This window comes from Pedobacter nutrimenti (assembly GCF_003208655.1).
Classification (GTDB): Bacteria; Bacteroidota; Bacteroidia; order Sphingobacteriales; family Sphingobacteriaceae; genus Pedobacter; species Pedobacter nutrimenti.
Genome location: NZ_QKLU01000001.1, coordinates 1,030,335 through 1,054,888, shown reverse-complemented (window position 1 = coordinate 1,054,888; position 24,554 = coordinate 1,030,335). Strand labels below are relative to the sequence as shown.

The window sequence follows — 24,554 nt, the reverse complement described above, 5'->3', positions numbered from 1 at the left end:
CGTTTGCGTAAATTAAAATTACTATTCTGATGTTTGTGTAAGATATATTGCTGCTGCAGTCTTTTGTACAACACTTTTTTTATTCAATAAATTTCAAATGAAGCCGATAAGAAATACCGTTTATGTCTTGTTGCTGTTGTTTTCCTGCAGGCCTGCTGCAAAACAACAGCAAGACCTGACCCGGCGTTCTGCGGGTAAAGATGCGGTGGCCAGCTGTCATGCGGGCATGCCTTCCCGGTATGGGCCAGGGGCGGGCAAGGAAAAAAGTATTCCCCTTACAGTTTCTGATCACAAACACATTGGGATGGTATTGATTAAAGGCGGAGACTTTGAGATGGGTTCTGCCAATGCGGAGGGCAGGGAGGACGAATACCCCCTGCATAAGGTCCGGATCCCTGATTTTTATATGGATGAAACCGAAGTGACCAACGCACAATTTGCCCGTTTTGTAGAGGAAACCGGTTACCTCACCCAGGCGGAGCGGAAACCGGACTGGGAAGAGATTAAAAAACAGCTGCCACCCGGAACCCCCAGGCCCGCTGATGAGGTATTGGTCCCTGCCGCACTTACTTTTACACCACCGGCACATCCTGTAGCGCTGGACAATGCGGCACAATGGTGGAGCTGGACCAAAGGGGCAAGCTGGAAGCATCCGCAGGGACCCACCAGCAATATCAAAGGAAAAGAGCATTTACCGGTCGTACAGGTTTCCTGGGAAGATGCAAATGCCTATGCCCGCTGGGCGGGTAAAAGACTGCCTACGGAGGCCCAGTGGGAATATGCGGCCAGAGGTGGTTTACAAAAACAGGATTTTCCATGGGGGTCCGAAGATATAGAAAAGGGAAAACCCAAAGCCAATACCTGGCAGGGACATTTTCCGGATAAAAATACTGTCTGGGACCAGTATAGCGGGCTGGCAAAAGTAAAGTCTTTTGCGCCAAATGCTTATGGTCTTTATGACATGGCCGGTAATGTATGGGAATGGGTTTCGGATTGGTACAGGCCTGATTATTATCAAAAAGCGAAAGGTAAATTAAGTATAGATCCTAAGGGCCCTTCAACCAGTTACGATCCTGAAGAACCCAATACGCCCAAAAAAGTTTGCCGTGGTGGCTCTTATATGTGCAATGCATCTTATTGTAAAGGATACCGGGTTTCTTCCCGGATGAAGTCGTCGCCGGATTCTGCTTTGGAGAATACCGGTTTTCGTTGTGTTAAATCTTTGTAAACGGGTTTTTGATTTGCAGATCCTTATTGGATAAGGATTTTATATGCAAACGGTTGCGCTCAGAATAAAAATACTAAGGGAGGCTTTTTCAATAAATTCGTTTTTAAGCCCCTTGGGGTTTAAACCAAATAAAGATGTAGAGGTATGGATAAGGTTGAAACACGAAACATGCTGAAAAGCCGGGCCTGGCCTTTGTGGGTGCCGCTGTTGCTTTGCCTGTCCAGTGGATCTTTAAAGGCACAGCAGAAGCCCAATGTGATTTTTATATTGACAGATGATCTTGGGTTTGGGGATATTGGGGTGTTTTTTCAGGCGCAGCGTCAAAAATCCGGAGACAGGAGCCTGCCTTACCAGCTTACGCCTCATCTTGATCAGATGGCTGCCCAGGGTGCCCGTTTTACACAACAATATGCCAATGCGCCCGTCTGTGCTCCTTCCAGAGCTTCCTTTTTAACGGGTGTCCATCAGGGCAATGCGGTGGTACGGGACAATCAGTTTGATAAAATGCTGGAAAATAACCATACTGTTGCCAGTGTGCTCCAGGCCGGAGGCTATAAAACCGTTGCCATAGGTAAATGGGGGCTGCAAGGTCAAACAGGGACTGGACCGGCAAGCTGGCCTGGCTATCCTTTAAAAAGAGGTTTTGATGATTATTTTGGGTATGTGCGCCATTCGGACGGACATGAACATTATCCTTTTGAAGGTTTGTACCGGGGTAAAAAAGAAGTATGGAGCGGCAATGAAGAGGTCAGCGCAGGACTTGAAAAATGTTATACCACTGATTTATGGACAGCTGCTGCAAAAAAATGGATCACCAGTCACCGGAACAAAAGTAACCAGCCCTTTTTTATGTACCTGGCCTATGATGCACCACATGCGGTACTGGAATTGCCCACACAAGCTTATCCTAAAGGCGGTGGTTTGCATGGCGGACTGCAATGGCTGGGAAAAAAGGGGCAAATGATCAACACCGCTTCGGGCCATATTGACAGTTACCTGTATCCCGAATACGGGAACGCAACTTACGATGATGACCACGATCCCCTTAGCCCTGAGGTTCCCTGGCCGGATACTTTTAAAAGATACGCTACAGCGGTGCGGCGTATTGATGATGCCATTGGCGACATCCGGCAATTGCTGGTGGACCTGCATATTGAGGGGAATACACTGGTGGTTTTTACTTCCGATAATGGCCCTTCTATAGAATCTTATCTTCCCAAAGGTTTCGCGCCCAATGAACCGACTTTTTTTGCCAGCTACGGCCCATTTGATGGAATTAAAAGGGATTGCTGGGAAGGTGGGCTGAGGATGCCCGGGATTGCCGTATGGCCGGGCCGTATTGCAGCGAATAAAATGATCAATACACCGTCTATGCTGTCCGATTGGGCACCTACCTTTGCCCGGGCCGCCGGACTTGCTGTACCTGTGCGCATGGACGGCGTCTCTTTGCTCCCAGTCCTGACAGGCAAAGGCCCGCAGGATTCTTCGCAGGTTTATGTGGAATATTTTGAAGCTGGCAAAACGCCCGGTTTTAAAGAATTTGAAGCTGGCCGCCGTAACCGTAAAAGAGGGCAAATGCAAATGATCCGCCTGGGTGACCTGGTGGGCGTACGCTACGGGATTACCGGGGCTGAGGATAATTTTGAAATCTATAACGTAGTTACAGACCCTAAACAAACCAGTAACCTGGCCCTGAAACCTGGTTATGATCAAATACAGCAGCAGATGAAAAACAAGGTGTTGCAGCGCAGAAGGGCCGACACCGAAAGTCCGAGGCCTTACGACAATGCGCTGGTACCTGCAGATCAGGTCGATGCCAACATGCAGCCGGGCCTGCTGTGGAAATATTATCCCGGAAATTTCGCATATGTGGGGAATACAGACGGTTTAAAACCATTGAAAACGGGGAAAGTGGATTCGGTTCAGGGCAGGGAGTGGGCTGGAAAAAAAGGGCTGTTGAGCTATGAGGCTTATGTAAAGGTCCCGCAGGACGGAGCGTATACTTTCTCTTTGAAAACCAGCGGAAAGGCATTTGTACGCTTGCATGAGGCCACCTTGATCGATGCAGATTTTGCTTATGCACCCGGGGAGCTAAAGGCACAAAAAGTTCGTTTGGGCAAGGGCTTCCATAAAATTACTTTAAATGCAGTTTTTACAGGGGCTGTTGCCCCTGTGCTGTCGCTGGGTGGTCAGGGCGAAGGACAAGTGCTCCAGTTTTATCATTTAAATAAGCGTAATTAGTGGGTTATGCGTGATTATTCGAAACTTTCCGATGTGGAATTGGTCCAGCTGGTCAAACAGGGAGAAGAAAAGGCCTTTTCGCAAATTTACGACCGGTACTGGTCTGTACTTTTTTTACATGCGCGGAAAATGCTGCACCATGACGAAGAAGCCAAGGACATTGTACAAAATCTTTTTTTTCGTCTTTTTGAGCAGTTTTCCGGATTGGATTTTCATTGCTCTTTGTCGGCGTACCTATATAAATCTGTTCGTAATATGGTGCTGGACAACATCCGGCACCGGAAAGTGGTGAACCGCCACCTGGAATCCTTTAATGAATTTGCACGTGAAAATATAGTCATTCCTGAAGAACAGATCCGTCAAAAGGAACTGCAATCCATTATAGAAAGTGAAATCGAACTGCTTCCTCCAAAAATGAGGGAAGTTTTTTTACTCAGCAGAAGACATTATATGTCACATAAACAAATTTCAACTCATCTGGGCATCACCGAGCATACCATTAAAAGCCAGATTGGAAATGCCATTCGCATCCTTCGTTTGAAAGTGGGTATCCTAGCCCTTATAGCATGTTTTCTATATAAATAGCCAGCTGCCGGGGCTGCGCAATTTTTTTTATTTTTTTCTCATACCAGGGCTGTGCTGATCCGTCTTAACATTATATACGCCGGATATCCCTATGGAAAACACAGAATTCATCAGTTTATTAGAAAAATACCGGCAGGGCCGCTGCAGCCCTGAAGAAGTACGGCTTCTGGAAAGCTGGTACCTGGCAGAAGGCCGGAAAAAGGGGCCTGTTATAGAAGAACAGGAACTCGCTCAGGTCAAACAGCAGCTTTGGGAAGCGATATCCGCCCGGCAGGGGAAGCAAGGTGCCAGAAAGATGGACACCAGGCCTTACGCCTATTTTAAACTGGGCGCAGTGGCTGCCTTGTTGCTGGTTTTTGCAGCCGGATTTTATGTGTACAAGACAAATGGTAACCGCCCAGATTATTTGAAAAATGCCGATTTGGTTGTTCCGGGAGGGAACAGGGCGGTGCTGACTTTGTCAAATGGTAAAAAAGTCATACTCGATCAGCGTGGAAACGGAGAACTGGCAAAAAATCAGGGGATTGAGATCCTGAAACTCTCCGATGGCCAGCTGTTGTACAAGGTTTCGACTTCGGGTCAAAAGAAAAGTGAAGATGCCTCCTTGTTGTACAATACCATAGAAACGCCAATGGGCGGGCAATATCAGGTCATTCTGGCCGATGGTACAAAAGTATGGCTGAATGCCGGCTCTTCTTTGAAATATCCCCTTGCTTTTGCGGGTACATTAAGAAAAGTAGAATTGAAAGGGGAAGGCTACTTCGAGGTGGCCAAGGATAAAAAGAGGCCTTTTCAGGTTAAAACAGAACACCAGCTGGTGGAAGTGCTGGGTACACATTTTAATGTAAATGCTTACCCCGACGAGGAGGAGGCCAGAACAACTTTAGTGGAGGGAAGCGTAAAAGTTTCCAGCGGGCAGGATCCGGAGCATTATTCTGCACTTTTAAAGCCGGGCCAGGAGTGTAAACTGGGCAAAGGAAAGCTTCTGGTACAACAAGCTGATGTGGAAGAAGCCCTGGCCTGGAAAAACGGTTATTTTGTCTTTGATGATGTGGACCTGAAAACCGCACTCCGAAAAATTGGAAGATGGTATAATGTAGAGGTCGGCTACGACGGAAACTTTGACCGGATCGTACTGGATGGCTCCGTCTCTAAATTTAAGGACATCAATCAGGTACTTGATGTATTGCACTTAACTACACAACTCAATTTTACACTTAACGGAAGGAGGATCATGGTCAGTAATTGAAAATTTAGGCTTGGTAAAGACCGGGGGCGTTCGAGCGCCTCCGGTTTTAAAGACTAAGCGGGCGAAAGCAAATGCGTAATAACAATCAACCAACTTAACAAACCAAATGTATGAATTTTACCAGCAATAAACCAGGCAGGCCCCGCTGTGCCTGTTCAAAATTAATACGGTATACCATGATGAGAATGTTCCTGACTTTTATACTGACCTGCACGCTGTTTTTGCAAATAAGTTTCAGTGCTGCCGGACAGTACATCACCCTGAAAGCGCGTGCGGCCAGCCTCAAAGAAGTATTGAAGAAGATTAGAAAGCAAAGTGGTTATACTTTCATTTTTGCAAATAATGTTTTGGCCTATTCCAGGCCGGTGGACATCACTGTGGAACAGCAGGATATTTATAAAACGCTGGAGCAAACCTTTAAAAACCAGCCTTTAACCTATACAGTCAACAACAAAACAATCATCATCCAGAAAAAAGAATATGCTGCGCAGGTCCGGGTGACTGAGCAGGTAAAAGCCGATGTACAGGGCAAGGTACTCGATGAGAAGGGATTGCCCCTTCCAGGGGCCAGTATTAAGGTGCTCGATCAGGGTTTAAGCACAACAACAGATGTTAACGGCACATTTTTCCTGCGGGGGGTATCTGAAAATGCAATGCTTCAGGTATCCTATATTGGCTATCAGAGCAGACAGCTCAAGGCGGTTTTTAATGAACCCATGTCCATCCGTATGGAACCTGTGGTTTCTACTTTAAATGATATTGTGGTCGTGGGCTACGGGTCACAAAAAAAATCGACACTTATTGGTTCGGTCTCCCAGCTCAATGCCAGGGACATCAACAACCGTCCGGTTTCTTCTTTATCAAATGTATTGACCGGACAGCTGCCGGGGGTAACACTGATCCAAAGGAGCGGGCAACCCGGGCAGGCAGGGGCAGGCATACAGATCCGGGGAGTAGGTTCTTTCGGTGCAACGGCTAATGCTTTTATTCTGGTCGATGGTTTGCCGGTGAACTCCTTTAATGATATAGACCCAAATGATGTGGCCAGTATTTCGGTACTGAAAGATGCCTCAACGGCTGCAATTTATGGTTCCAGGGCAGCCAACGGGGTTATTCTGGTCACGACCAAAACAGGGACTGATGCCCAGGGAAAACTAAGGATCAATTACAATGGCTATGTCGGCTCGCAGCGGGCCACAGCTTATCCCGATTTTGTAGACTCCTGGGAGTATGCCACTTTAATGAACGAGGCCATTCCGGGCTCTTATACTGCCGATCAGATTCAGAAGTTCAGGGATGGCTCTGATCCGGATAATTATCCGAATGAAAATTACATCCGGAAAGTTTTGAAAAAGTCGACTTTTCAGACCGCCCACAACCTGGCCATATCCAATAGTACGCCCGGTACAACGTATATGTTGTCTGCGGGATATCTGTACCAGAACGGCATCGTAGAAAAAAATGACTATACCCGCTACAACCTGCGGCTGAACATGACCAATCAGCTGGCTTCCAATCTGAAACTGATCAGCCGCTTGTCTGGTGCCAGGTATGAAGACAACCAGCCCGCTCCGCCAGCTACTTTAGACTGGACGGATATGCTGACCAACATCAGCCAGGTGGTCCGTGTTCCTGCAATTTATCCCAGTAAGCTGAGTAACGGCGATTATGGACTTGGCGTGGTCGCCAAAGGGACACCGGTTTCTTATTTTGACAATGAATCGTTTTACAAAAACCGTCAAACTGATCTTTTGGCTAACCTGCGCCTGGAATGGGAGCCCTTAAAAGACCTTAAACTTTCCGTTATTGGCGGATATACCCAACTGACAGGCAATGATCAGCGGTTTTTATCCAACCAGCGTTTAAACAGTACAGTGACCCTTGGTCCGGGAAGCCTCAACCAGGGCAATGTGAACAATGCTTATAAAACTTTCCAGCAGCTGGCCGAATATAAAAAGCAGGCCGGCAAACATGAATTTGGGATACTGGCCGGTCATTCTTATGAATTTAACCGCGCAGCTTCCATGTCTGCAAACCGGACAGGATTCAACAGCAACACGCTTACACAGTTGAATGCCGGGGATGCCAGTACACAAAAAAATGGAGGAACAGCAGCTGAATATGCCCTGGACTCTTATTTCGGAAGGTTAAATTACAATTACCAAAACCGTTATCTGGCCGAATTTACCTTAAGGTACGATGGTTCCTCGAGGTTTCCTGCGAACTCTAAATATGCAACCTTCCCAGCTGCCGCCATTGGCTGGAGGATATCCGATGAAGCTTTTATGAAAGATAAGATCAGCTGGCTGACAGACCTTAAGCTGAAAGCATCCTACGGTACCCTGGGCAATCAGAACATTGGGAATTACAGTTATCAGGATGTGTTCAGTTCAGGTTACAATTACCCTTTTGGAAATGTACTCTCTACCGGTCTGGCCAATACCACACTGGTTGACCCGACCATTAAATGGGAATCGACCAGGACCAGGGACATGGGAATAGACGGTACATTCTTTAAAGGAAAATTAGGTTTCAGTGCGACCTACTTTGACCGTTATACCTATGATATTCTGGTGAGCCCGGCAGCGAGTGTTTCCAATGTGCTTGGTTTTGGCGTTGGTGTTCAGAACTCCGGAAAGCTGAGCAATAAAGGCTGGGAGTTTAGTCTGGATTATAAAAACAACATCGGGGAGTTCACCTATGGGTTGAACGGAAATTTCAGCATCATCAACAATAAAGTACTTGATTTGGGGGTGGGAAACATTAGCCAGCTCAATGGAATGGTTGGAAACGGTTCTTCCCTTTTTATCGGTTATCCGATGAACATTTATTATGGTTATAAAACAGATGGTCTTTTTAAAGACCAGGCGAGTATTGACAATTATGCCAACCAGAAAGGCATTAATCCTAATGTGAAGCCGGGTGACATCCGCTACATGGACATCAGTGGGCCTAATGGGGTTCCAGATGGAAAAGTAGATGCAACCTATGACCGTACAGTTCTGGGCAGCCAGATCCCAAAATACACCTATGGGCTTAATTTGTCTGCCGGTTACAGGAATTTTGACCTGAGCATACTTTTGCAGGCTGTTACAGGGGTAAGCGGTTACCTGAACAATTACGCAGGCTGGGCATTTTATCAAAATGGCAATATTCAGCGTTATCAGGCAGACAACCACTGGTCGGTTTCAAATCCGGACCCAAATGCTAAATACCCGCGCCTGGAAGCGATTTCAAATACCGGCACAGGAAATACGCTGACCTCTTCATTCTGGATGCTCGATGGAAGTTACCTGAAAGTGCGGAACATACAGCTTGGTTATAAGTTTTCCGACAGGTTGCTGAAAAATTATGGCATTGCCGGGCTGCGGGTGTATGCAACGGCCCAGAACCCTTTGGCTTTTAGTAAATATCCCAAAGGCTGGGACCCCGAAATCAATACGGGGGGAAGCTATTATCCCATTTTGGCAGTATATACGCTGGGTTTAAATGTTAACTTTTAATGGTTCTGATGATGAAAAAAGTATACAAAAATATATTTATGGCCATTGTGGCCTTATCCATAACTGCTTCCTGCCGGAAGGACCTAGACCGGGCACCCCTAGACCAGTTTTCAAGTGCCACTTTCTGGACAACCGAGCAAAACATTATGCTTGCCCTGACCGGGGTATACAGGGGCAATATTCAAATGGCCGTGAACCCAACGAGCGCAGAATATTCTGCTACAGACTGGTGGTCTTATCATGGGCTGTTGTTTCTGGAACTGGCTACAGATAATGCTTATGACCGCAGAGGGGATAATTCCGGATTCAACAGGTTGACCAACGGCACCCTGGATGCCACCAATAGCTATCTGGGCAATTACTGGAGCCTGAGTTACAACCGGATCGCCAGGTGCAATTACTTTCTGGAAAATATAAATAAGGCGCAGATCGATGCGGCAAAAATTTCAAGGATGTCGGCCGAGGCCAGGTTTATCCGTGCCTGCCAGTATTTTTACCTTTCGCAGTACTTTGGTGCAGTACCCCTGGTCCAAAAAACACTTTCTTTAACAGAAGCAAATTCGGTTACAAAAGCCACAAAAGAACAGGTGCAGGCTTATGCAGAATCGGAATTTAAGGCGGTGGCAGCCCTGCTGCCAAAACAAAGTGTTTTGGCTGGTACGGAAAGAGGCAGGGCCACCCAGCAGGCGGCGCTTGCGTTTTTGGGCAGGACCTATCTTGGAGAACAGAAATTTGCAGAGGCGGCGGCCTGTTACAAACAGATCATAGATCTGAATGACAATAGCATTGATCCCGATTTTGAGGGTTTGTTTAATGGTGCGAATGAAAGTAGCAGGGAAATTATTTTTGCGACCCAGTACCTGCAGGACCTTGCCCCGAATTCCATGTTGCAGCACAATTATCCGGCTAAATTAGGTGGTTTTGCCCTGGATTGTCCACTGAGCAGCCTGGTCGAGTCTTATGAATTTACCGATGGTACGCCATTTTCTTTTGCCGATCCCAGATATAATGCCGCAGACCCTGGCCAAAACCGTGACCCGAGGTTAAAATATACGGTACTGTATAATGGAAGGACCTTTAAAAATATCATTTACAACAGCAACCCCGACGATGCTTCTTCTGCAGACCAGCTTACCCTCACCAAACAGGCAACCCGTACAGGTTACCTGCTGAAAAAGTTTAACAGTGAGGTGTTTTCAGGAGGTGATTTGCAAAATTCAGGAATTGATTTGCCCATTGTCCGTTATGCAGAAGTCTTGCTGAGTTATCTGGAGGCCAAACTGGAATCGGGTGATGCCATAGATCAGACCCTGCTGGACCAGACCATCAATAAAGTAAGGGGAAGGGCGAGCGTAAACATGCCCAGGGTAACAGAAACCAATCCATCACTTTTAAGGGTAATTTTACGACGGGAAAGAAGAAATGAACTGGCCCTGGAAGGCCTGCGTTATTGGGACCTGCTCCGCTGGAAGACCATAGGTCAGGTGTTAAAGGGAGATTTTTACGGTGCTGCTTTTCCAAAAGCTGTAAATTTAAGAAAAAAAGGAACGGTGATAGATCCCTATGGACGCTGGTACGTGACTTCCAAAGCCTTCCGGGTCGGAATGGATGAATTATGGCCGGTTCCGCAATCTGAAGTAAATATTAATCCAAATCTCAAATAAATGAAGCCATTGTTATTTCTGCTCGCTGCGCTCTGCCTGGGCCTCCCTGCGGTTGCACAGCAAAAACCAAATGTGATCCTGATCTGTGCCGATGATCTGGGTTACGGAGATCTGAGTTGTTACGGGGCTACCAAAATACACACGCCGAACCTCGACCGCCTGGCCTCGACCGGATTAAGGTTGACCAATGGACACTCTACTTCAGCAACCTGTACGCCTTCCAGGTATGCCATGATGACCGGACAATATCCATGGAGAAGGAAAGGAACACGGATTTTACCTGGAGATGCAGCTTTAATTGTCCCTACCGATAAGAAGACCCTGCCCGGGGTATTTAAGCAGGCAGGATACCAGACTGCAATTGTTGGAAAATGGCATTTGGGGCTTGGGGAAAAAGTAGAAAAGGACTGGAACCAGGACATCAAACCCGGCCCCAATGAAGTTGGTTTTGACTATTCTTTTATTTTTCCGGCTACTGCCGATCGGGTGCCGACCGTGTTTTTAGAAAACCATTCGGTGGTGGCATTGGATGCAAAGGACCCGATTGCGGTTGATTATAAAAATAAAGTGGGGAACGATCCAACCGGAAAAGAACATCCTGAGCTGCTGAAGATGAAAAGTTCGCCGGGACAAGGACATGACAATACGATTGTTAACGGGATTGGCAGGATTGGGTACATGAGCGGTGGAAAAATGGCGCGATGGGCAGATGAAGAGCTTTCCTATACTTTTTTGGCCCGCGCACAAGATTTTATCTCCAGAAACCGGAAAACGCCCTTCTTTTTATATCTGGCATTGACCGAGCCGCATGTTCCAAGAGTACCGGCCACGATGTTTAAAGATAAAAGTGGTTTGGGGGCAAGGGGTGATGCCATTTTACAACTGGACTGGGTGGTCGGTGAAGTGATCAAAGAACTGGAGGCCCAGGGAATCGCCAAAAATACGCTGGTTATTTTTACCAGCGACAATGGCCCTGTACTGGATGATGGTTATCAGGATGAAGCGGTAAGCCTTTTGAACGGGCATACTCCGGCGGGCCCCCTTAGAGGAGGAAAATACAGTGCGTTGGAAGGGGGAACCAGAATGCCTTTTATTTTAAACTGGCCGGGCAAGATAAAACCAGGCGTATCGGATGCACTGTTGTCGCAGGTAGATTTGCTGCGTTCTTTGGCGGGCCTATTGAAACAGCCCCTCCTTAAACAAGAAGCAGGAGACAGTGAAGACCAGATGCGGGCTTTTTTGGGGACAGACAAGAAAGGAAGGAGCGAACTGGTGCTGCAAGGCGGGGCATTGTCGGTGACCAAAGATGGATGGAAATACATTCCGGCAAATAAAGGGGCCGGTTACGATGCGCTGGTTGGGATAGAAACAGGCAATTCCGAGAAAGCACAATTGTATAACCTGGTTAGTGATGTCGCTGAAAAGGATAACCTTGCAGAAAAGTATCCGGAGAAGGTGAAGGAACTGGAGGCCTTGCTGGACAAGATAAAAAATAAGGAAAGCGCACATGAATAAGGACCTACTTTGTGCCCCAGAAAAAAAGATACGGGTCTGCTTGAGCTTATTGGCTTTTATGCTCCTGGCTTTCGCCAATGCTTCCTTTGCACAAAAACGGGCGGCTAAAGCCGTTAAAAAACAACCCAACATCATTTACATCTATGCAGATGACCTGGGTTATGCAGAAACAGGACCTTATGGGCAGACCAAAATAAAAACACCTCATCTGGACCGGATGGCCCGGGAAGGTATGAAATTTACCCAGCACTATTCAGGGGCACCGGTTTGTGCGCCTGCCCGCTGCATGCTCATGACGGGCAAAAATGGAGGGCATGCCTATATTCGGGGCAATTACGGAATGGGAGGGAGCAGGGATGAGGAGGAAGGTGGACAAATGCCTTTGCCTGAAGGAACTTTTACCATACCTAAAATGCTTAAAAATGCGGGGTATGCGACTGGGATGATTGGAAAATGGGGCCTGGGCATGAACAACAGCACCGGATCTCCCTTAAAACAGGGCTTTGATTTTTACTATGGTTATCTGGATCAGAAACAGGCGCAGAACTATTACCCGACCCATTTATGGGAAAATGATCAGCAGGTGCCGCTGAATAATTCTTTTTTTGACATCAATGAGAAACTGGACCCGGCCCGGGCAACCGATGCCGATTTTGAACGTTTTAAAGGAAAGGAATATGCACCCGACAAGATGACCTCCAAAGGACTTGCTTTTATAGAACAGCATCGTTCGGGACCCTTTTTTTTATACATGGCCTATACTTTGCCGCACGTTTCCCTGCAGGTGCCCGAACGTTACATTCAACCTTATCTGGGCCAGTTCGATGAACAGCCTTATTATGGACAGCAGGGCTATGCACCCTGTAAATATCCTTTGTCTACCTATGCGGGAATGATCAGCTACCTGGATGAACAGGTTGGCCTGGTGATGGACAAAATTAAACAACTGGGACTGGATGAAAATACCATTATCCTGTTTTCCAGTGATAACGGGACCACGTTTAACGGGGGCGTTCAAGCCACATTTTTCAAAAGTGTAGCCAATTTGAGGGGTTTAAAAATGGATGTTTTCGAAGGCGGGATCCGGGAACCTTTTATTGTGCGCTGGCCCGGAAAGGTTCCAGCCAATACAAGCAGTGATCTGATTTCTGCTCAGTTTGATATGATGCCGACATTTGCGGAACTCAGTGGTGCCAGGGCAGTCCATCCCGATGGAATTTCTTTATTGCCCACGTTTCTTGGGAAGCCGGCCGGGCAACAGAATCGGCCCTACCTTTATTTCGAATATCCCGAAAAAGGGGGGCAAGTCGCCATTCGCATGGGCAAGTGGAAAGCCGTTAAACTGAATATGCAAAAACAAAAAAAGGCTGAATGGCAGCTTTTTGACCTGAGCAGGGACATCAGCGAGCAGCTAAACCTAGCCCCGGCATATCCCGGATTGATCCGGGAGCTGGAAGAAATTGTAAAGAAAGAACATCAGTCTGCCCACATCAATGAATGGGAGTTTGTGGACAGTAAAATGAAAACCAATAGCGCCAGCCCTAAGAAATAGGGCTGGCTTGGCTAAAAAAACATACACCGGGATTTTTTTTAATGCTTATGGCCGGAAAATGGTGCTGGATTGCAGGATTAACCCTTTGAAAGTACCGGTCGAAAGAACTGGTCAGATTTTTGTCTGAGCAACACCGAGTACCGGCTGGGCCAACACCTAGGGCCAATCCGGGAAATGGATTTCTGAGTAAATAACTCCGTTTTCCGTAATACCAGGCCTATGTTATCGTTATCTCATCTTCATCCCGGAAGACCCCTGAACTTTGTTTGTCTGCTGATGTTCAGTTTTTGTCTGTTCGGCTGTACTAAAAAAAATGATACTGTCCGTAAAAACCGTTACGCTGAGAAAATTTTAGACCATGCCAGCAGCCTGATTGATAAGGGGCAGTTGAAGCGTGCCATCTTTTATCTGGATTCTGCCTACCAGGGGCTGGAACAAATCGGGGTGTATGACAATTGGGCAAAATACAGCTTTAAGTCGGCTTACTTTTTAAATTATGAAGCCAATCCGGGAAAAGCGATCCTGTATGCCGACAGCATGCTTGTGGTTTTGAACGGTTTGGAAAAAGAATATCCCGAAGAATATGTCAGTGCTGTTTTGTCTAAAGGAGAAGCACTCACTGCCCAGGCAAAATACGCCATGGCTTTTAAATATTATTACGATGCAAGATTATTTGCCAGAAAATACCTCGACAGCTGTGCCTATAGTGCCTTGAATTATCGTTTGGGCCTGGTCCGCTTTAACCAGAAAAATTATGCGAAAGCCATTCCGTATTTTAAGCAGGCTTTTGAATACAACAAACGCTGCAAAATAAACGACGGTTTTATCAACCTGTTTATTTATCCGCAGTCTCAGCTCAATACGCTGGCTTTGTGCTATGAACGGTCGGGCATGCCCGATACTGCGGTTTATTATTACAAAAAGGCGTTGTCCTTTATGGATGACAGGGAAAAGCAGTTTCCGGATAAATTGCCTTTTATCAGCTCGGCCAGGGGGGTGGTGTACGGAAACCTGGGCGGAACGTATGCCACACTGGGAAAGTTTAAAGAAGCAGAGTGGTATTTAAAACGCAGCATCAGCATCAACAACAGGGTTGGTTATGCCATGGGAGATGCACAAACTGCGCAGCTTAAGCTGGCCGCGCTGTACCTGAAACGCTTGGATTTTAAAGCGGTGGATACCTTACTTTCGCAGATTGAAGAGGAACTGGCAAGGCCGCAAAAGCAAAACCTGGGCAAGGCTAATATCCGCTTAAACTGGTATAAACTAAAATGGGCTTACTTTGATCAAACATCCGATGTCCCTGCTGCCTATCGGTTCAGTAAAAAATATTATGCCTTAAAAGATTCCATTGACCTGCTGGATCAGGGCAAAAAAAATGCAGATCTGGATGAAGGTTTCAGGGATACTGCCCAGCAATACCACCTGGCCCTGCTCAGTAAAAACAACCAGCTCAAAACGACTTACATCTGGATTGTCGTTGTGGTGGCCCTGATGGTTATTGCCCTGCTGCTGCTGGTGTACAGGAACCTGAAAAGCTCCAGGAAAAATGTAAAAGAACTCACCGATTTGTACCTGACCATTAACCACAAAAACGCCCACCTGCAAAACGCACTCAGTGCATTGGAACAGAGCCAGGAAGAGAACAGCAGGATGATGAAAATGGTGGCGCATGACCTTCGCAACCCTATAGGTGGCATTACTGCACTCACAGATATTCTTTTAGAAGAAGGTGGCCATTCGGCAGGCCAAAAGGAAATGTTGCAGCTGATCAGAACCTCAGGACAAAATTCCATGGAACTCATCAATGACCTGCTGCAAAACAGCCGCAGGGAAATTTTGTTTACCGAAGCTGTAGATATGAATGCCATGTTGCATTATTGTGTGGAACTGCTGGAACACAAAGCAAAAGAAAAAGGGCAGCAAATTGAACTTGAAACCGGTCATCTTACCTTGCTGATTAACCGGGAAAAGATGTGGCGGGTAATCAGCAACCTGATTGCCAATGCGATTAAATTTAGTCCAAGGGATACCCGTATTTTTGTGCAAATGCAGGTTACAGAACACCATGCCCTAATCTTAGTGAAAGATCAGGGCATTGGAATTCCTATGGAACTGAGGGATAAATTGTTTGATATGTTTACCGAAGCCAACCGGCCCGGGACCGAAGGGGAACAGTCTTTTGGCATGGGGCTGGCCATTTCCAAACAAATTGTAGAGGTCCATGGGGGAGAGATCTGGTTCGAAAGCGCCATGGGAAAGGGGACCGTTTTTTATGTAAAACTACCGCTTCAACAACCAGATCACAGCTAAGGCCCTGATCAGCGCTTATTGACTGTTTTCATCTTTGATCCCTTTCAATAAAGCATAAATGGCCATAGCATGCCCATGTCCTAAATCGTAATCATTTTTTAACCAGGTTACGATTTCTCCGGCCTTTACAGCCGGGAGCAGCTGTCCGTGTTGGGTAAAGTTTTTTTCTTCCGCTTTAGTCCTGAAGTCCTTTGGGTCCAGTCCCGTTTTTTCTTTAATGGTTTTTAGGTAGGCTTGAAATGACATATTTTGTTAATTTAAATCGGTTAGCATACAAATATAAAGGAAAAGCAGGCCACCGGTAATGGTACTAAATGACAATTTAAAGGGGAGATCGTGACATTTATGTTCCTGGGTCTTGACTTATAAAAATCCTGGTTATCTTTGAGCCCCGGACCTGGTCAGCGCAAGAAAAATGAAATTAGAAAATAGAAATATAAAAACGAGGTTTGGGTACGGCCTGCTCATTGTTGCGGTCATTGCCGCCGGGATTTTATCGAGGCGAATTGCATTTGTTCCTTTAATTACCGGCGATGTATTGTATGCGGTGATGATGTTTTTTATGGTTAAGTTTTTGCTGATCCATACTGGTAAGGGGAAGGTCGCGGCGATCAGCTTATCGGTATGTTGCCTGATCGAACTGAGCCAGCTTTACGATGCAGTATGGATCAACCAGATCAGAAACACCACTTTGGGTGGCCTGGTGCTCGGGCATGGCTTTCTCTGGAGCGACATCCTGGCTTATACAGCCGGAACAGCGCTTTGTTTGCTGGTGCTTTATGCAGGGAAAAGGCGAACCGGATTTAAAACTGATGCCCCCTTAAGGTAAATTTACCCAGGATTTTGATGGATTTAAATCTTCTTTATCCTTGACCAGCCGGGCATGACCATTTTCGAAAGAGATGATCCAGATGCTGTCATAATCCTCATCGGGCCAGGTTAAATTTTCAGCAACACCCAGCGCTTTGATAATTTGAGGAATGCCTTTGTGCTCCCAGGTAATAATGACCGTCCCTTTACGGTTTTGGAGGTTTTTAGCAAGCAGGGCATAATCTGTTGAATTAAATACAGTGCTAACCACCAGGTTGTATTTGATGGCCAATGGCGTAATGGTTTGAAACATTCTGGAATGTTTTGTGGTATCGCCCAGTCCCAGGGCAGGTACAATCAGGTCATTTGGCGTGCCGAATTTTTTATACAGCACCTCTGGTAATTGCAGCGAACGGTTCAATCCCTGCCAGCTCAGGTTACTGCCCTTGATGGGTTTTTCGGCATGCCGGATAAAGATCAGTTTAAGATTTTTATCCTGGGCATAACCCATTAATGAGGTACACAGGCAAAGTACCAGTGCCGCCAGGATTTTGTTTTTTAAGTGGACCATTTTTTTAAGATTGTAAATGACTTTTCAAAGAAAGGGCGCAATACTAAATTAATTCTGTAGTTGTGCTGCTTGAAGTAGTTTTTGTAAATTTATGCTCAACTTGATTTGAAAGGGTTTTATTTGACTAAACTCCATTTAAATTTTCATAAATATTTTATAAACCTGTTTGTATGATGTCTGTCCCGGAAAAAAGAGTAGATCTTCAAAAAAACCTTGAAAATGAACTGGTCAGGCTTGTGCCTCTTCAGGAAAATGATTTTGAACGTCTGTATGCGGTTGCCTCCGACCCGCTCATCTGGGCGCAACACCCCAATAAGGACCGTTATAAAGAAGAGGTATTCCGGAACTTTTTTAAAGGGGCCATAGAATCTGGTGGCGCTTATCTGATTCTGGACCAGCTGAGCGGGGAAGTGGTCGGCAGCAGCAGGTATTATGATTATAATGCCGGGCAGAACCAGATCTTTATAGGCTATACTTTTGTTGGGCGTAAATTTTGGGGGCAGGGCTATAACCCTTCCTTTAAAAAACTCATGATAGATCATGCCTTTGGCTTTACCACGCAGGTTCTTTTTCACATCGGTGCGGAAAATATCCGTTCCCAGAAAGCCATACAGGCATTGAATGCAGTTAAAATAGGAGAACAGGAGGTTACTTATTACGGAGAAACACCCAAAAAGAATTTTGTGTACAGGATCGGGAAAATGGAGTGGGAAACTGGACTGTAATTCTGCTGCTGATTTGCCTTATAGAAAAAAATATGTTACAAGGATAATTTACCTGATAAAAGTTTTATTTTAGATGGTAAATCAATTAATCCATCGCCCTCATGAAAAAATATACTATAGCATTATTCTTTATCTTAGGTTTAAGTGCCTGTAAAAAAAACAATGAAAACCCTAGTCCTGAAGCAGGGTTCAATTTCGGAGATGCAAAGGAATCTTCTATTACAGTAAAAGTAGGCACAACGATCGTTCCTGTTAACAATTCTTCAAACGCTGTTTCGTATTTGTGGGATCTGGGTAACGGAACTACTTCTACCGAAAAAACACCTGTTCTTAGCTTTGATAAGGGCGGCGACTTTAAAATTTCACTGACGGTAAAAAATAAAGATGGTGTGGTATCCACGGTCCAAAAGCAGGTAAAAGTTTTATCTCCCCAGGTGAATCAGATAAAAATTACAGATTTGGCCAAATGGACCCCCTTCCCATTTTCTGATTTGACAAAATTTGCAGGGGGAACGGTTTGGGTAGAAGTTTATAAAAGTAAAAATACACTTCTTACCTATGATCGGATTTTAAACCGTGATTTTGAATTTCCGGATTATTTTAAAAGCAATGTAGTTAACGTACCGGCGGATGCCACTTATCCTGTGGTGATTGATGTGCCTGGAAAACTAGCCCTTGACGATAAAGTGAGCAAAAAATATTCATTTGTATTTGCCTTGTATGTGAAAGATGCCAGTGGAACACATTTGCTGTTTACCTCTGATTTTGTTGGATCAACTACAGTTTTAACCGATTTTTCTGGTGGCTTTGAGTGGTCCAGCACAGTGAACAACACTAAGCTCAGTCTGGATGGAGTTTATCAATAGGCTAAAGTATTATCGATAGATAAACTTTTTAACCGTTAAAATGAGGTGTTGTATCCTGAATACAACACCTTTTAAAAACACTTGTCTTTAACACCGAAGATCATTTTAACAAAACCTTAGGAAAAGCCAAAATAGGCCTGAAGGTTCCCCGATAGCCAGGTTGTTATTGAGCTGTGCCTGACCCGGGTTTCATTCGTCTTTGTTTTGAGGAAAGCCAAATAAAAGCGAGGTTAAAGATAAGGGGTACAAAGACTTTTAGGATAGGGGCGTTCCGGGTCTTAATCATTTTTTTTGCTAAGAAAAAATGATTTTAAAAGGATAAATCCAATAAAATTTGACCAGATCAATGCAAGTTTGTATTATTGCATAATCGTTGAGTAGTCAAGTATATGTCAACAATAAATTCCTCCCTTAAATTATTGATGAACCTCTCTAAAGTACAGGCTGTCATTTCTAAACGTTTTGATGTTTTAAACGCTTATGGAATGGGCTTTAATGATTTTGTGATTCTTTACCTGCTGCAACAGGCACCCGCAGGAAAAATGAGAAGAATTGACCTGGCAGATAAAATTGGAATCACGGCTTCAGGAATTACACGTTTGCTGCTGCCCATGGAAAAAGTGGGTTGGGTAAGCAGAGAATCCAATGAACGGGATGCCAGGGTCAGTTATGTGGTGTTGAGCCCTGCCGGCAGACAATTGTTTGAAGATTCGAAAACGACAGCCGATGACCTTGCCCTGGAGATCGTTCCCCGGGGAAAATCAAAAAATTGTAAAGCCTTAACTGAATTGCTCAGTGGAATGGGAGGCAACATTATTTAAATCATTAGTACAAATGCAAACTTTACAAAATGTGCTGTCAGCTGACCGGTTAGCTTCAGTGGAACAGGCATTAAAACAAACTTTTAACCACACCAATGTTCAGGAAATTGAGGTACTTAGGGGTGGTCTTTCTGCTTCGGCCGTATATAAAATAAAGGTCCAGGAACAGTTTTATGTCTTAAAACTGGATGTTCCTCAGCCTGGTCAGCTCCAGGAATTGCCGGGGGCTATGGAAATAGCGGCTGCCGGAGGGCTTGCGCCTGCTGTTTTTTACCTGAACCCTGCAGAAGGAATTTCACTGAGCGCTTTTATTAAAAGTGAACCGCTGCACACTGTGTTCAAACCTGCCACGGTACTGTTGCCGGCGCTGGCCAAAACGATACGGTCTATTCATGAACTGCCACTTTTTAGCAAGGAAAGTAATGTGCAGCAAACCGTTGCCGGACTGCTTACCCAGTTCAGGACATCAGGAATGCTGCAAGGTGCTGCGGTAGAGGAATGCCTTGATTATTGCCAGCTGGTACTGGATGCTTATCCCTGGGAAGATGAGGATAAGGTTTCCAGCCATAATGATCTTAATCCCAATAACATGTTGTTTGGTGAAGGTAAAATATGGGTCATTGACTGGGATGCGGCCTTTAAAAATGACCCTTATGTGGATTTGGCCGTTACGGCAAACTTTTATGTGAACGATGCGCAGCAGGAAGAACTTTTTTTAGAGGCGTATTTGGGCGCTGAACCAAATGCTGAACAGCGGGCCAGATTTTTCTTGATGCGGCAAATTTGCCGTATGGTCTACGCCATGCTGATGTTCAGACTGGCGGGCTACTCCAGCCCTGAAGGGACAGCCCATGATTCCGAAATAGAAAGTGTCCGCCTGGCTGCAGTAAAGGAATTGCTGGGGCAGGGAAAAATAAATCTTGGTGCTTATCCCGGACAATTTTTATTTGGTAAGGCCTTGTTTAATGAAGCCCTTCAAAGTATGCGCAGCAGTCGGTTCAATGAATCTGTGGCGTTAATAAAAAGAATATGGTCTTAATTACAAATCGAATTTTATGAATATAGAAATCCACCAATCGGGTGAAACCAAAATAGCGGAAGTCATTTCAGATGACGTATTGATCAATGATGCCGAGCAAGGGCTGCAATTGCTTGTGGACCTGTATTACCAGGGCTTTGACAAAGTGATTGTACATGAAAAGAACATAACACCCGAATTTTTTGACCTTAAAACCCGCCTGGCAGGGGAGGTTTTGCAGAAATTTTCCAATTACCGGGTGCAGCTGGTGATTGTTGGCGATTTTGAAAAATATCCTGGTAAAAGCATCCGGGACTTTATTTTTGAAAGCAATAATGGCAAACTGGTTAATTTTCTGCCTTCAGTAGCAGAAGCCGTACAGCAGCTTTTTAAATAGAAAAATGGCCGGGGGCGTTTTTCACCCGGCCATTTTATACAAACCGACCAGAGAAAGGAAAGGCCTTAACCTGGAGGATTCAATTTTTAACCTGATTTTTGTTGCCCTGACCGGATCAAATCTGATCAGACGTTTATAGCCGATGGTGGTTCCCTCGGCGAAAAGGACCCATTTTGTGCCATTCCAGTATTCAGCCCTGAATTTTTCTACTCTTTGTCCTTTGGCAATGTCCTCCTGCAGGGAAAGGACATCAAAGGTTTTTGCTTGTTTCAATTCGTATTGAAACTCCATTGGCATTTTTTTTACTGCAGCGCCTTTGAGCAGGTTGTGCTTAAAAGTGGCATCCATCTGATCCTTCCAGGCTTTAAGGCTCTTCTGGTCACTGGCACTGATCAGGCCCTGTTTGTTTGGTGGAATGTTGAGCAGCAATACACTATTACGCCCTACAGAAGTAAAATAAATATTCATCAGCTGCTCGGGTGTTTTCACTTTATCGTCCTCGGCGGGGTGATAAAACCAGCCCGGCCGTATGGAAACATCGGTTTCTGCCGGATACCAGGCCAGGGTTTTTGCCTTTACAATTTTTTCCCGGCTGCCTAAATCGCTGTCGGTCATATCGCCCTGGGGTGGAAAAGCAATGTCTTTCTGGGAATCTTTAGCGGTATGGGCATTCTCTTGCTGGTCTACGGGAACCACGCTCCATTCGGTTGTGCGCCCTTTACCGCTTTCGGTGCCTACCCAGCGTACATCTGGTCCGGTAATGGCAATAATGGCATTGGGTTGCAGTTTGCGGATCAGGCGGTACCAGTCTTCAAAATGATAAACCGGTTTTTTTCCGTTAGGGCCTTCACCGTTTGCCCCATCAAACCAAACCTCATCGACCTGGCCGTAATTGCTCAGCAGTTCGGTCAGCTGGTTTAGAAAATAAGCATTGTATTTTTCTGTGTCCCCATAATCGGGATGGTTCCTGTCCCAGGGAGAAAGGTAAACGCCAAAACCAATGCCGTACATTTTACAAGCCTGGGCGACTTCCTGCACCACATCGCCTTTTCCGTTTTTATAAGGGGTGTTTTTAATGGAGTGTTCGGTGTATTTACTGGGCCATAAACAAAAACCATCATGGTGTTTGGCCGTAATGATCACTTGTTTGAAGCCTGCTTCTTTTACAGTCCTTACCCATTGTTTTGCATCGAGCCCTTCAGGGTTAAATGTGCTGATGTCTTCTTTTCCGTCACCCCATTCCTTATTGGTCATCGTATTGATCCCAAAATGGAAAAAGGCCGTCAGTTCCAGATTTTGCCAGCGAAGCTGCCTTGCTGAAGGCCGCAGGGAAGCTGCTTTTGTGAGGATGTCTTTTTCAGTGTCTTTGGAGGAAATGTGGACCACATTACTGCTTTGGGCCTGAGCAGAAAGCACAGCACAGAATAGTGGGAAGCTTAAAATTTTTAATAATTTCATGGGGAAACCGGGGATTAAACTTTTTATTTTTTTGCAAATTTATCGGCAATTAAATGGAGCAGCAGGCCATGTTCCAGATAGGCTTTAAGGCCATCCAGTACAGTAGTAAAACCCCCGCTGGCATTATTGATTTCGGTCAATAATTCATCTCCACTGGTTTTAAATCCGTATTGGCTAATGGTTACATAGGTATTCTGATCACTAAGGGCCTCAAATTCAAAATCTACGGTGGTGGAATATTCGTCCCATTCAACGGTTATTTTTTTGTCCGGGATAATCTCTTTGACCAGCACGGTACTGGAAACCTGGTACATTTCCCATTCCCAGGTGACCGTTTTTCCGGTTTCCAGTTTGGCACTTCCTTTGGTAAACCAGAAATTTTTGGTAATCTGCGGATCTATAAAAGCTTCAAAAACAATGGAAACCGGTTTTCGGATCAGCATTTGTGCAGTAACAGCGGGTGAGGTTTGCTTTGACATGATTCGTTTTTAAATTGAATATAGTAAATTTATTTAGGGCGTTTATGGCTAATTTTATAATCGGGTAAAAATGTACGAAAACCACATGATTCTGGACGTTAATGAAAACATCAGGCTGGAGCTAACCTCCCTGCAACACAATGAGGCACTTTTTGAAGTAATCGACCGGAACAGGGCACATCTATCGAGGTTTCTGTCCTGGGTGGAGGATATGGAGCGCCCCGGTCATGTGAAAAGTTATCTTCAAAACTGCGAATTGCTTTATCGGGAGCGAAAAGAAGTGAGTTTTGTCATTAAAAACAAGGACAAGGTTTGCGGCCGGATTGGCCTTCACCATTTAAACCTGCAAAATAAAAGCGGGGCAATAGGTTATTGGCTGGACAAACAGGCCCAGGGACAGGGGATCATCACCAAATCCTGCAGGACCCTGATGGCCTATGGTTTTAACGAACTTGGTTTAAACAGAATAGAACTTAAAGCTGCTACTGAAAATGCAGGCAGCAGGGCCGTTCCTGTAAGGTTGGGCTTTACCCAGGAGGGAATTCTGAGGCAGGCCGAACTGGTGAACGGTAAATTTTTAGATCTGGTATTGTATGCCTTCCTTAAGCAGGATTGGGCTGGCTGAGCTTAATTTTTCCATCCGCGTGAAGCCTGCTGAACAGTTCTAATACCCCGGGGACCTGGGCTGGTTCTTTCCTGTAGGTTTCCAGATCGAAATAGGCAACCTGATCAATCTCATTACTGGCTTGTATTTTCTCGCTGAGCGGATACATAAAACAATCCTGTTCCATGCGGATGTTGGTGTTTTCACCATAGGCCAGCGCGGTAATATGTCCGTAAAATTCCAGTTTTTTAGGGTCCAGATCCAGGTTCAGCTCCTCCCTGATTTCACGTTGAAGGGCCTGAATGGCTGTTTCCCCGGCATCTACCTTTCCACCGGGAAGGTACCAGGCCTTTTTATTTTTGCTAAAAGCCAGTAGTATTTTTTGATCTTTAATGACAAGCAGTCCTGCGGTATGCAATTCTACGATTTCGGGATTCATTGGTTTTTGGGTCTTTAAACGGAGCAAATATAAAGGAATGTTCTGATCGGTTTTACCAGGAAAACAGAGCTGGTTTTAATTCAACGCTTTAAAATAAGCATGGCTTTTGGGCAGGCTGGCCCGGATCAGGTCATAAGAATGATCAATCAGTGCTTTGAGCAAATTGTATTGGAGCCCGCCATCGGTATATACCGTATTCCAGTGCTTTTTATTCATGTGGTAACCCGGAATAATTTCAGGATGTTGTTCCCGCAACTCTATAGCCCTTTCCGGATCACATTTAACGTTAAAACGGTTTCCATATTCAAGTCCAACGAGCAGAAATATTTTTCCCCCGACTTTAAAAACCAGGGTCTGATCGTCGAATGGAAATTCTTCAGTGGCCCCGGATTTTTGCAGGCAATAATCGCGTAATTCTTCAATATTCATGAGTTCAGAAATATAAATTCTGGTAAAAATTTATTTGATTTTATCAAAAGACTAATGTACGAATAAATATTTTGACTGCTAAAAATA

The 24,554-nt window shown here is 45.3% G+C and carries 22 protein-coding genes; 16 read left to right on the top strand and 6 right to left on the bottom strand.

The window, feature by feature from the left end; translation table 11 throughout:
- Positions 1-97 precede the first annotated feature (97 nt).
- The 9 genes from B0O44_RS04470 (at position 98) to B0O44_RS04430 (ending at position 15,850) form a co-directional block, all read left to right on the top strand.
- Positions 98-1,228 carry a formylglycine-generating enzyme family protein gene (locus B0O44_RS04470; RefSeq protein WP_110827453.1) on the top strand — a complete coding sequence of 377 codons (1,131 nt, stop codon included), beginning with the start codon at positions 98-100 and terminating at the stop codon, positions 1,226-1,228.
- A 144-nt stretch (positions 1,229-1,372) separates the two neighbouring features.
- A complete protein-coding gene (locus B0O44_RS04465) occupies positions 1,373-3,469 on the top strand; it encodes a sulfatase-like hydrolase/transferase (RefSeq protein ID WP_211321312.1) in 2,097 nt (698 codons plus the stop codon).
- 6 nt (positions 3,470-3,475) lie between these two features.
- The gene (locus B0O44_RS04460) at positions 3,476-4,054 is read left to right on the top strand and encodes an RNA polymerase sigma factor (protein WP_110827452.1); all 579 of its coding nucleotides are present in this window, start codon (positions 3,476-3,478) and stop codon (positions 4,052-4,054) included.
- A 91-nt stretch (positions 4,055-4,145) separates the two neighbouring features.
- On the top strand, positions 4,146-5,303 hold the full coding sequence (locus tag B0O44_RS04455) for a FecR family protein (protein WP_110827451.1): 1,158 nt from the start codon (positions 4,146-4,148) through the stop codon (positions 5,301-5,303).
- Positions 5,304-5,413: 110 nt separating this feature from the next.
- A complete protein-coding gene (locus B0O44_RS04450) occupies positions 5,414-8,806 on the top strand; it encodes a SusC/RagA family TonB-linked outer membrane protein (protein ID WP_110827450.1) in 3,393 nt (1,130 codons plus the stop codon).
- Between the two features lie 8 nt (positions 8,807-8,814).
- Positions 8,815-10,470, top strand: coding sequence for a RagB/SusD family nutrient uptake outer membrane protein (locus B0O44_RS04445; protein ID WP_245943586.1), 1,656 nt, complete (start codon positions 8,815-8,817; stop codon positions 10,468-10,470).
- Positions 10,471-11,985, top strand: a complete 1,515-nt coding sequence (locus B0O44_RS04440; protein ID WP_110827449.1) for a sulfatase family protein — start codon at positions 10,471-10,473, stop codon at positions 11,983-11,985.
- Entirely contained in the window at positions 11,978-13,537 is a 1,560-nt protein-coding gene (locus tag B0O44_RS04435; RefSeq protein WP_245943585.1) for an arylsulfatase, read from the top strand. The genes B0O44_RS04440 and B0O44_RS04435 overlap by 8 nt, the downstream gene beginning before the upstream one ends.
- Positions 13,538-13,756: 219 nt before the next feature.
- A complete protein-coding gene (locus tag B0O44_RS04430) occupies positions 13,757-15,850 on the top strand; it encodes a tetratricopeptide repeat-containing sensor histidine kinase (protein WP_110827448.1) in 2,094 nt (697 codons plus the stop codon).
- Between the two features lie 15 nt (positions 15,851-15,865).
- Here B0O44_RS04430 and B0O44_RS04425 read toward each other — a convergent pair whose 3' ends face one another.
- Complete coding sequence (locus B0O44_RS04425) at positions 15,866-16,096, bottom strand: DUF4287 domain-containing protein (RefSeq protein ID WP_110827447.1); 231 nt, start codon at positions 16,094-16,096, stop codon at positions 15,866-15,868.
- 169 nt (positions 16,097-16,265) lie between these two features.
- On the opposite strand from B0O44_RS04425, the gene B0O44_RS04420 reads away from it, so the two are divergent.
- The gene (locus B0O44_RS04420) at positions 16,266-16,679 is read left to right on the top strand and encodes a ribosomal maturation YjgA family protein (RefSeq protein ID WP_110827446.1); all 414 of its coding nucleotides are present in this window, start codon (positions 16,266-16,268) and stop codon (positions 16,677-16,679) included.
- Here the strand turns inward: B0O44_RS04420 and B0O44_RS04415 are convergent.
- Positions 16,671-17,231 carry a histidine phosphatase family protein gene (locus tag B0O44_RS04415; RefSeq protein WP_211321311.1) on the bottom strand — a complete coding sequence of 187 codons (561 nt, stop codon included), beginning with the start codon at positions 17,229-17,231 and terminating at the stop codon, positions 16,671-16,673. The genes B0O44_RS04420 and B0O44_RS04415 overlap by 9 nt on opposite strands.
- A gap of 170 nt (positions 17,232-17,401) precedes the next feature.
- On the opposite strand from B0O44_RS04415, the gene B0O44_RS04410 reads away from it, so the two are divergent.
- The 5 genes from B0O44_RS04410 to B0O44_RS04390 all read left to right on the top strand — a co-directional run bounded on the left by B0O44_RS04410 (position 17,402) and on the right by B0O44_RS04390 (position 21,058).
- Complete coding sequence (locus B0O44_RS04410; protein ID WP_245943584.1) at positions 17,402-17,956, top strand: GNAT family N-acetyltransferase; 555 nt, start codon at positions 17,402-17,404, stop codon at positions 17,954-17,956.
- Positions 17,957-18,057: 101 nt separating this feature from the next.
- A complete protein-coding gene (locus tag B0O44_RS04405; RefSeq protein ID WP_110827444.1) occupies positions 18,058-18,822 on the top strand; it encodes a PKD domain-containing protein in 765 nt (254 codons plus the stop codon).
- Between the two features lie 389 nt (positions 18,823-19,211).
- Entirely contained in the window at positions 19,212-19,643 is a 432-nt protein-coding gene (locus B0O44_RS04400; protein WP_211321310.1) for a MarR family winged helix-turn-helix transcriptional regulator, read from the top strand.
- A 13-nt stretch (positions 19,644-19,656) separates the two neighbouring features.
- Complete coding sequence (locus B0O44_RS04395) at positions 19,657-20,682, top strand: phosphotransferase (RefSeq protein ID WP_110827443.1); 1,026 nt, start codon at positions 19,657-19,659, stop codon at positions 20,680-20,682.
- 16 nt (positions 20,683-20,698) lie between these two features.
- On the top strand, positions 20,699-21,058 hold the full coding sequence (locus tag B0O44_RS04390) for a DUF4180 domain-containing protein (protein WP_110827442.1): 360 nt from the start codon (positions 20,699-20,701) through the stop codon (positions 21,056-21,058).
- A 21-nt stretch (positions 21,059-21,079) separates the two neighbouring features.
- Here B0O44_RS04390 and B0O44_RS04385 read toward each other — a convergent pair whose 3' ends face one another.
- Complete coding sequence (locus B0O44_RS04385) at positions 21,080-22,516, bottom strand: alpha-L-fucosidase (protein WP_110827441.1); 1,437 nt, start codon at positions 22,514-22,516, stop codon at positions 21,080-21,082.
- 23 nt (positions 22,517-22,539) lie between these two features.
- Complete coding sequence (locus B0O44_RS04380) at positions 22,540-22,995, bottom strand: SRPBCC family protein (RefSeq protein ID WP_211321309.1); 456 nt, start codon at positions 22,993-22,995, stop codon at positions 22,540-22,542.
- Between the two features lie 70 nt (positions 22,996-23,065).
- On the opposite strand from B0O44_RS04380, the gene B0O44_RS04375 reads away from it, so the two are divergent.
- Complete coding sequence (locus B0O44_RS04375; protein ID WP_245943583.1) at positions 23,066-23,620, top strand: GNAT family N-acetyltransferase; 555 nt, start codon at positions 23,066-23,068, stop codon at positions 23,618-23,620.
- Here the strand turns inward: B0O44_RS04375 and B0O44_RS04370 are convergent.
- Both B0O44_RS04370 and B0O44_RS04365 read right to left on the bottom strand, forming a co-directional pair.
- Complete coding sequence (locus tag B0O44_RS04370; RefSeq protein ID WP_170123269.1) at positions 23,598-24,038, bottom strand: NUDIX hydrolase; 441 nt, start codon at positions 24,036-24,038, stop codon at positions 23,598-23,600. The genes B0O44_RS04375 and B0O44_RS04370 overlap by 23 nt on opposite strands.
- Before the next feature lie 75 nt (positions 24,039-24,113).
- Positions 24,114-24,467 carry an MmcQ/YjbR family DNA-binding protein gene (locus tag B0O44_RS04365; RefSeq protein WP_110827440.1) on the bottom strand — a complete coding sequence of 118 codons (354 nt, stop codon included), beginning with the start codon at positions 24,465-24,467 and terminating at the stop codon, positions 24,114-24,116.
- Positions 24,468-24,554 lie beyond the last annotated feature (87 nt).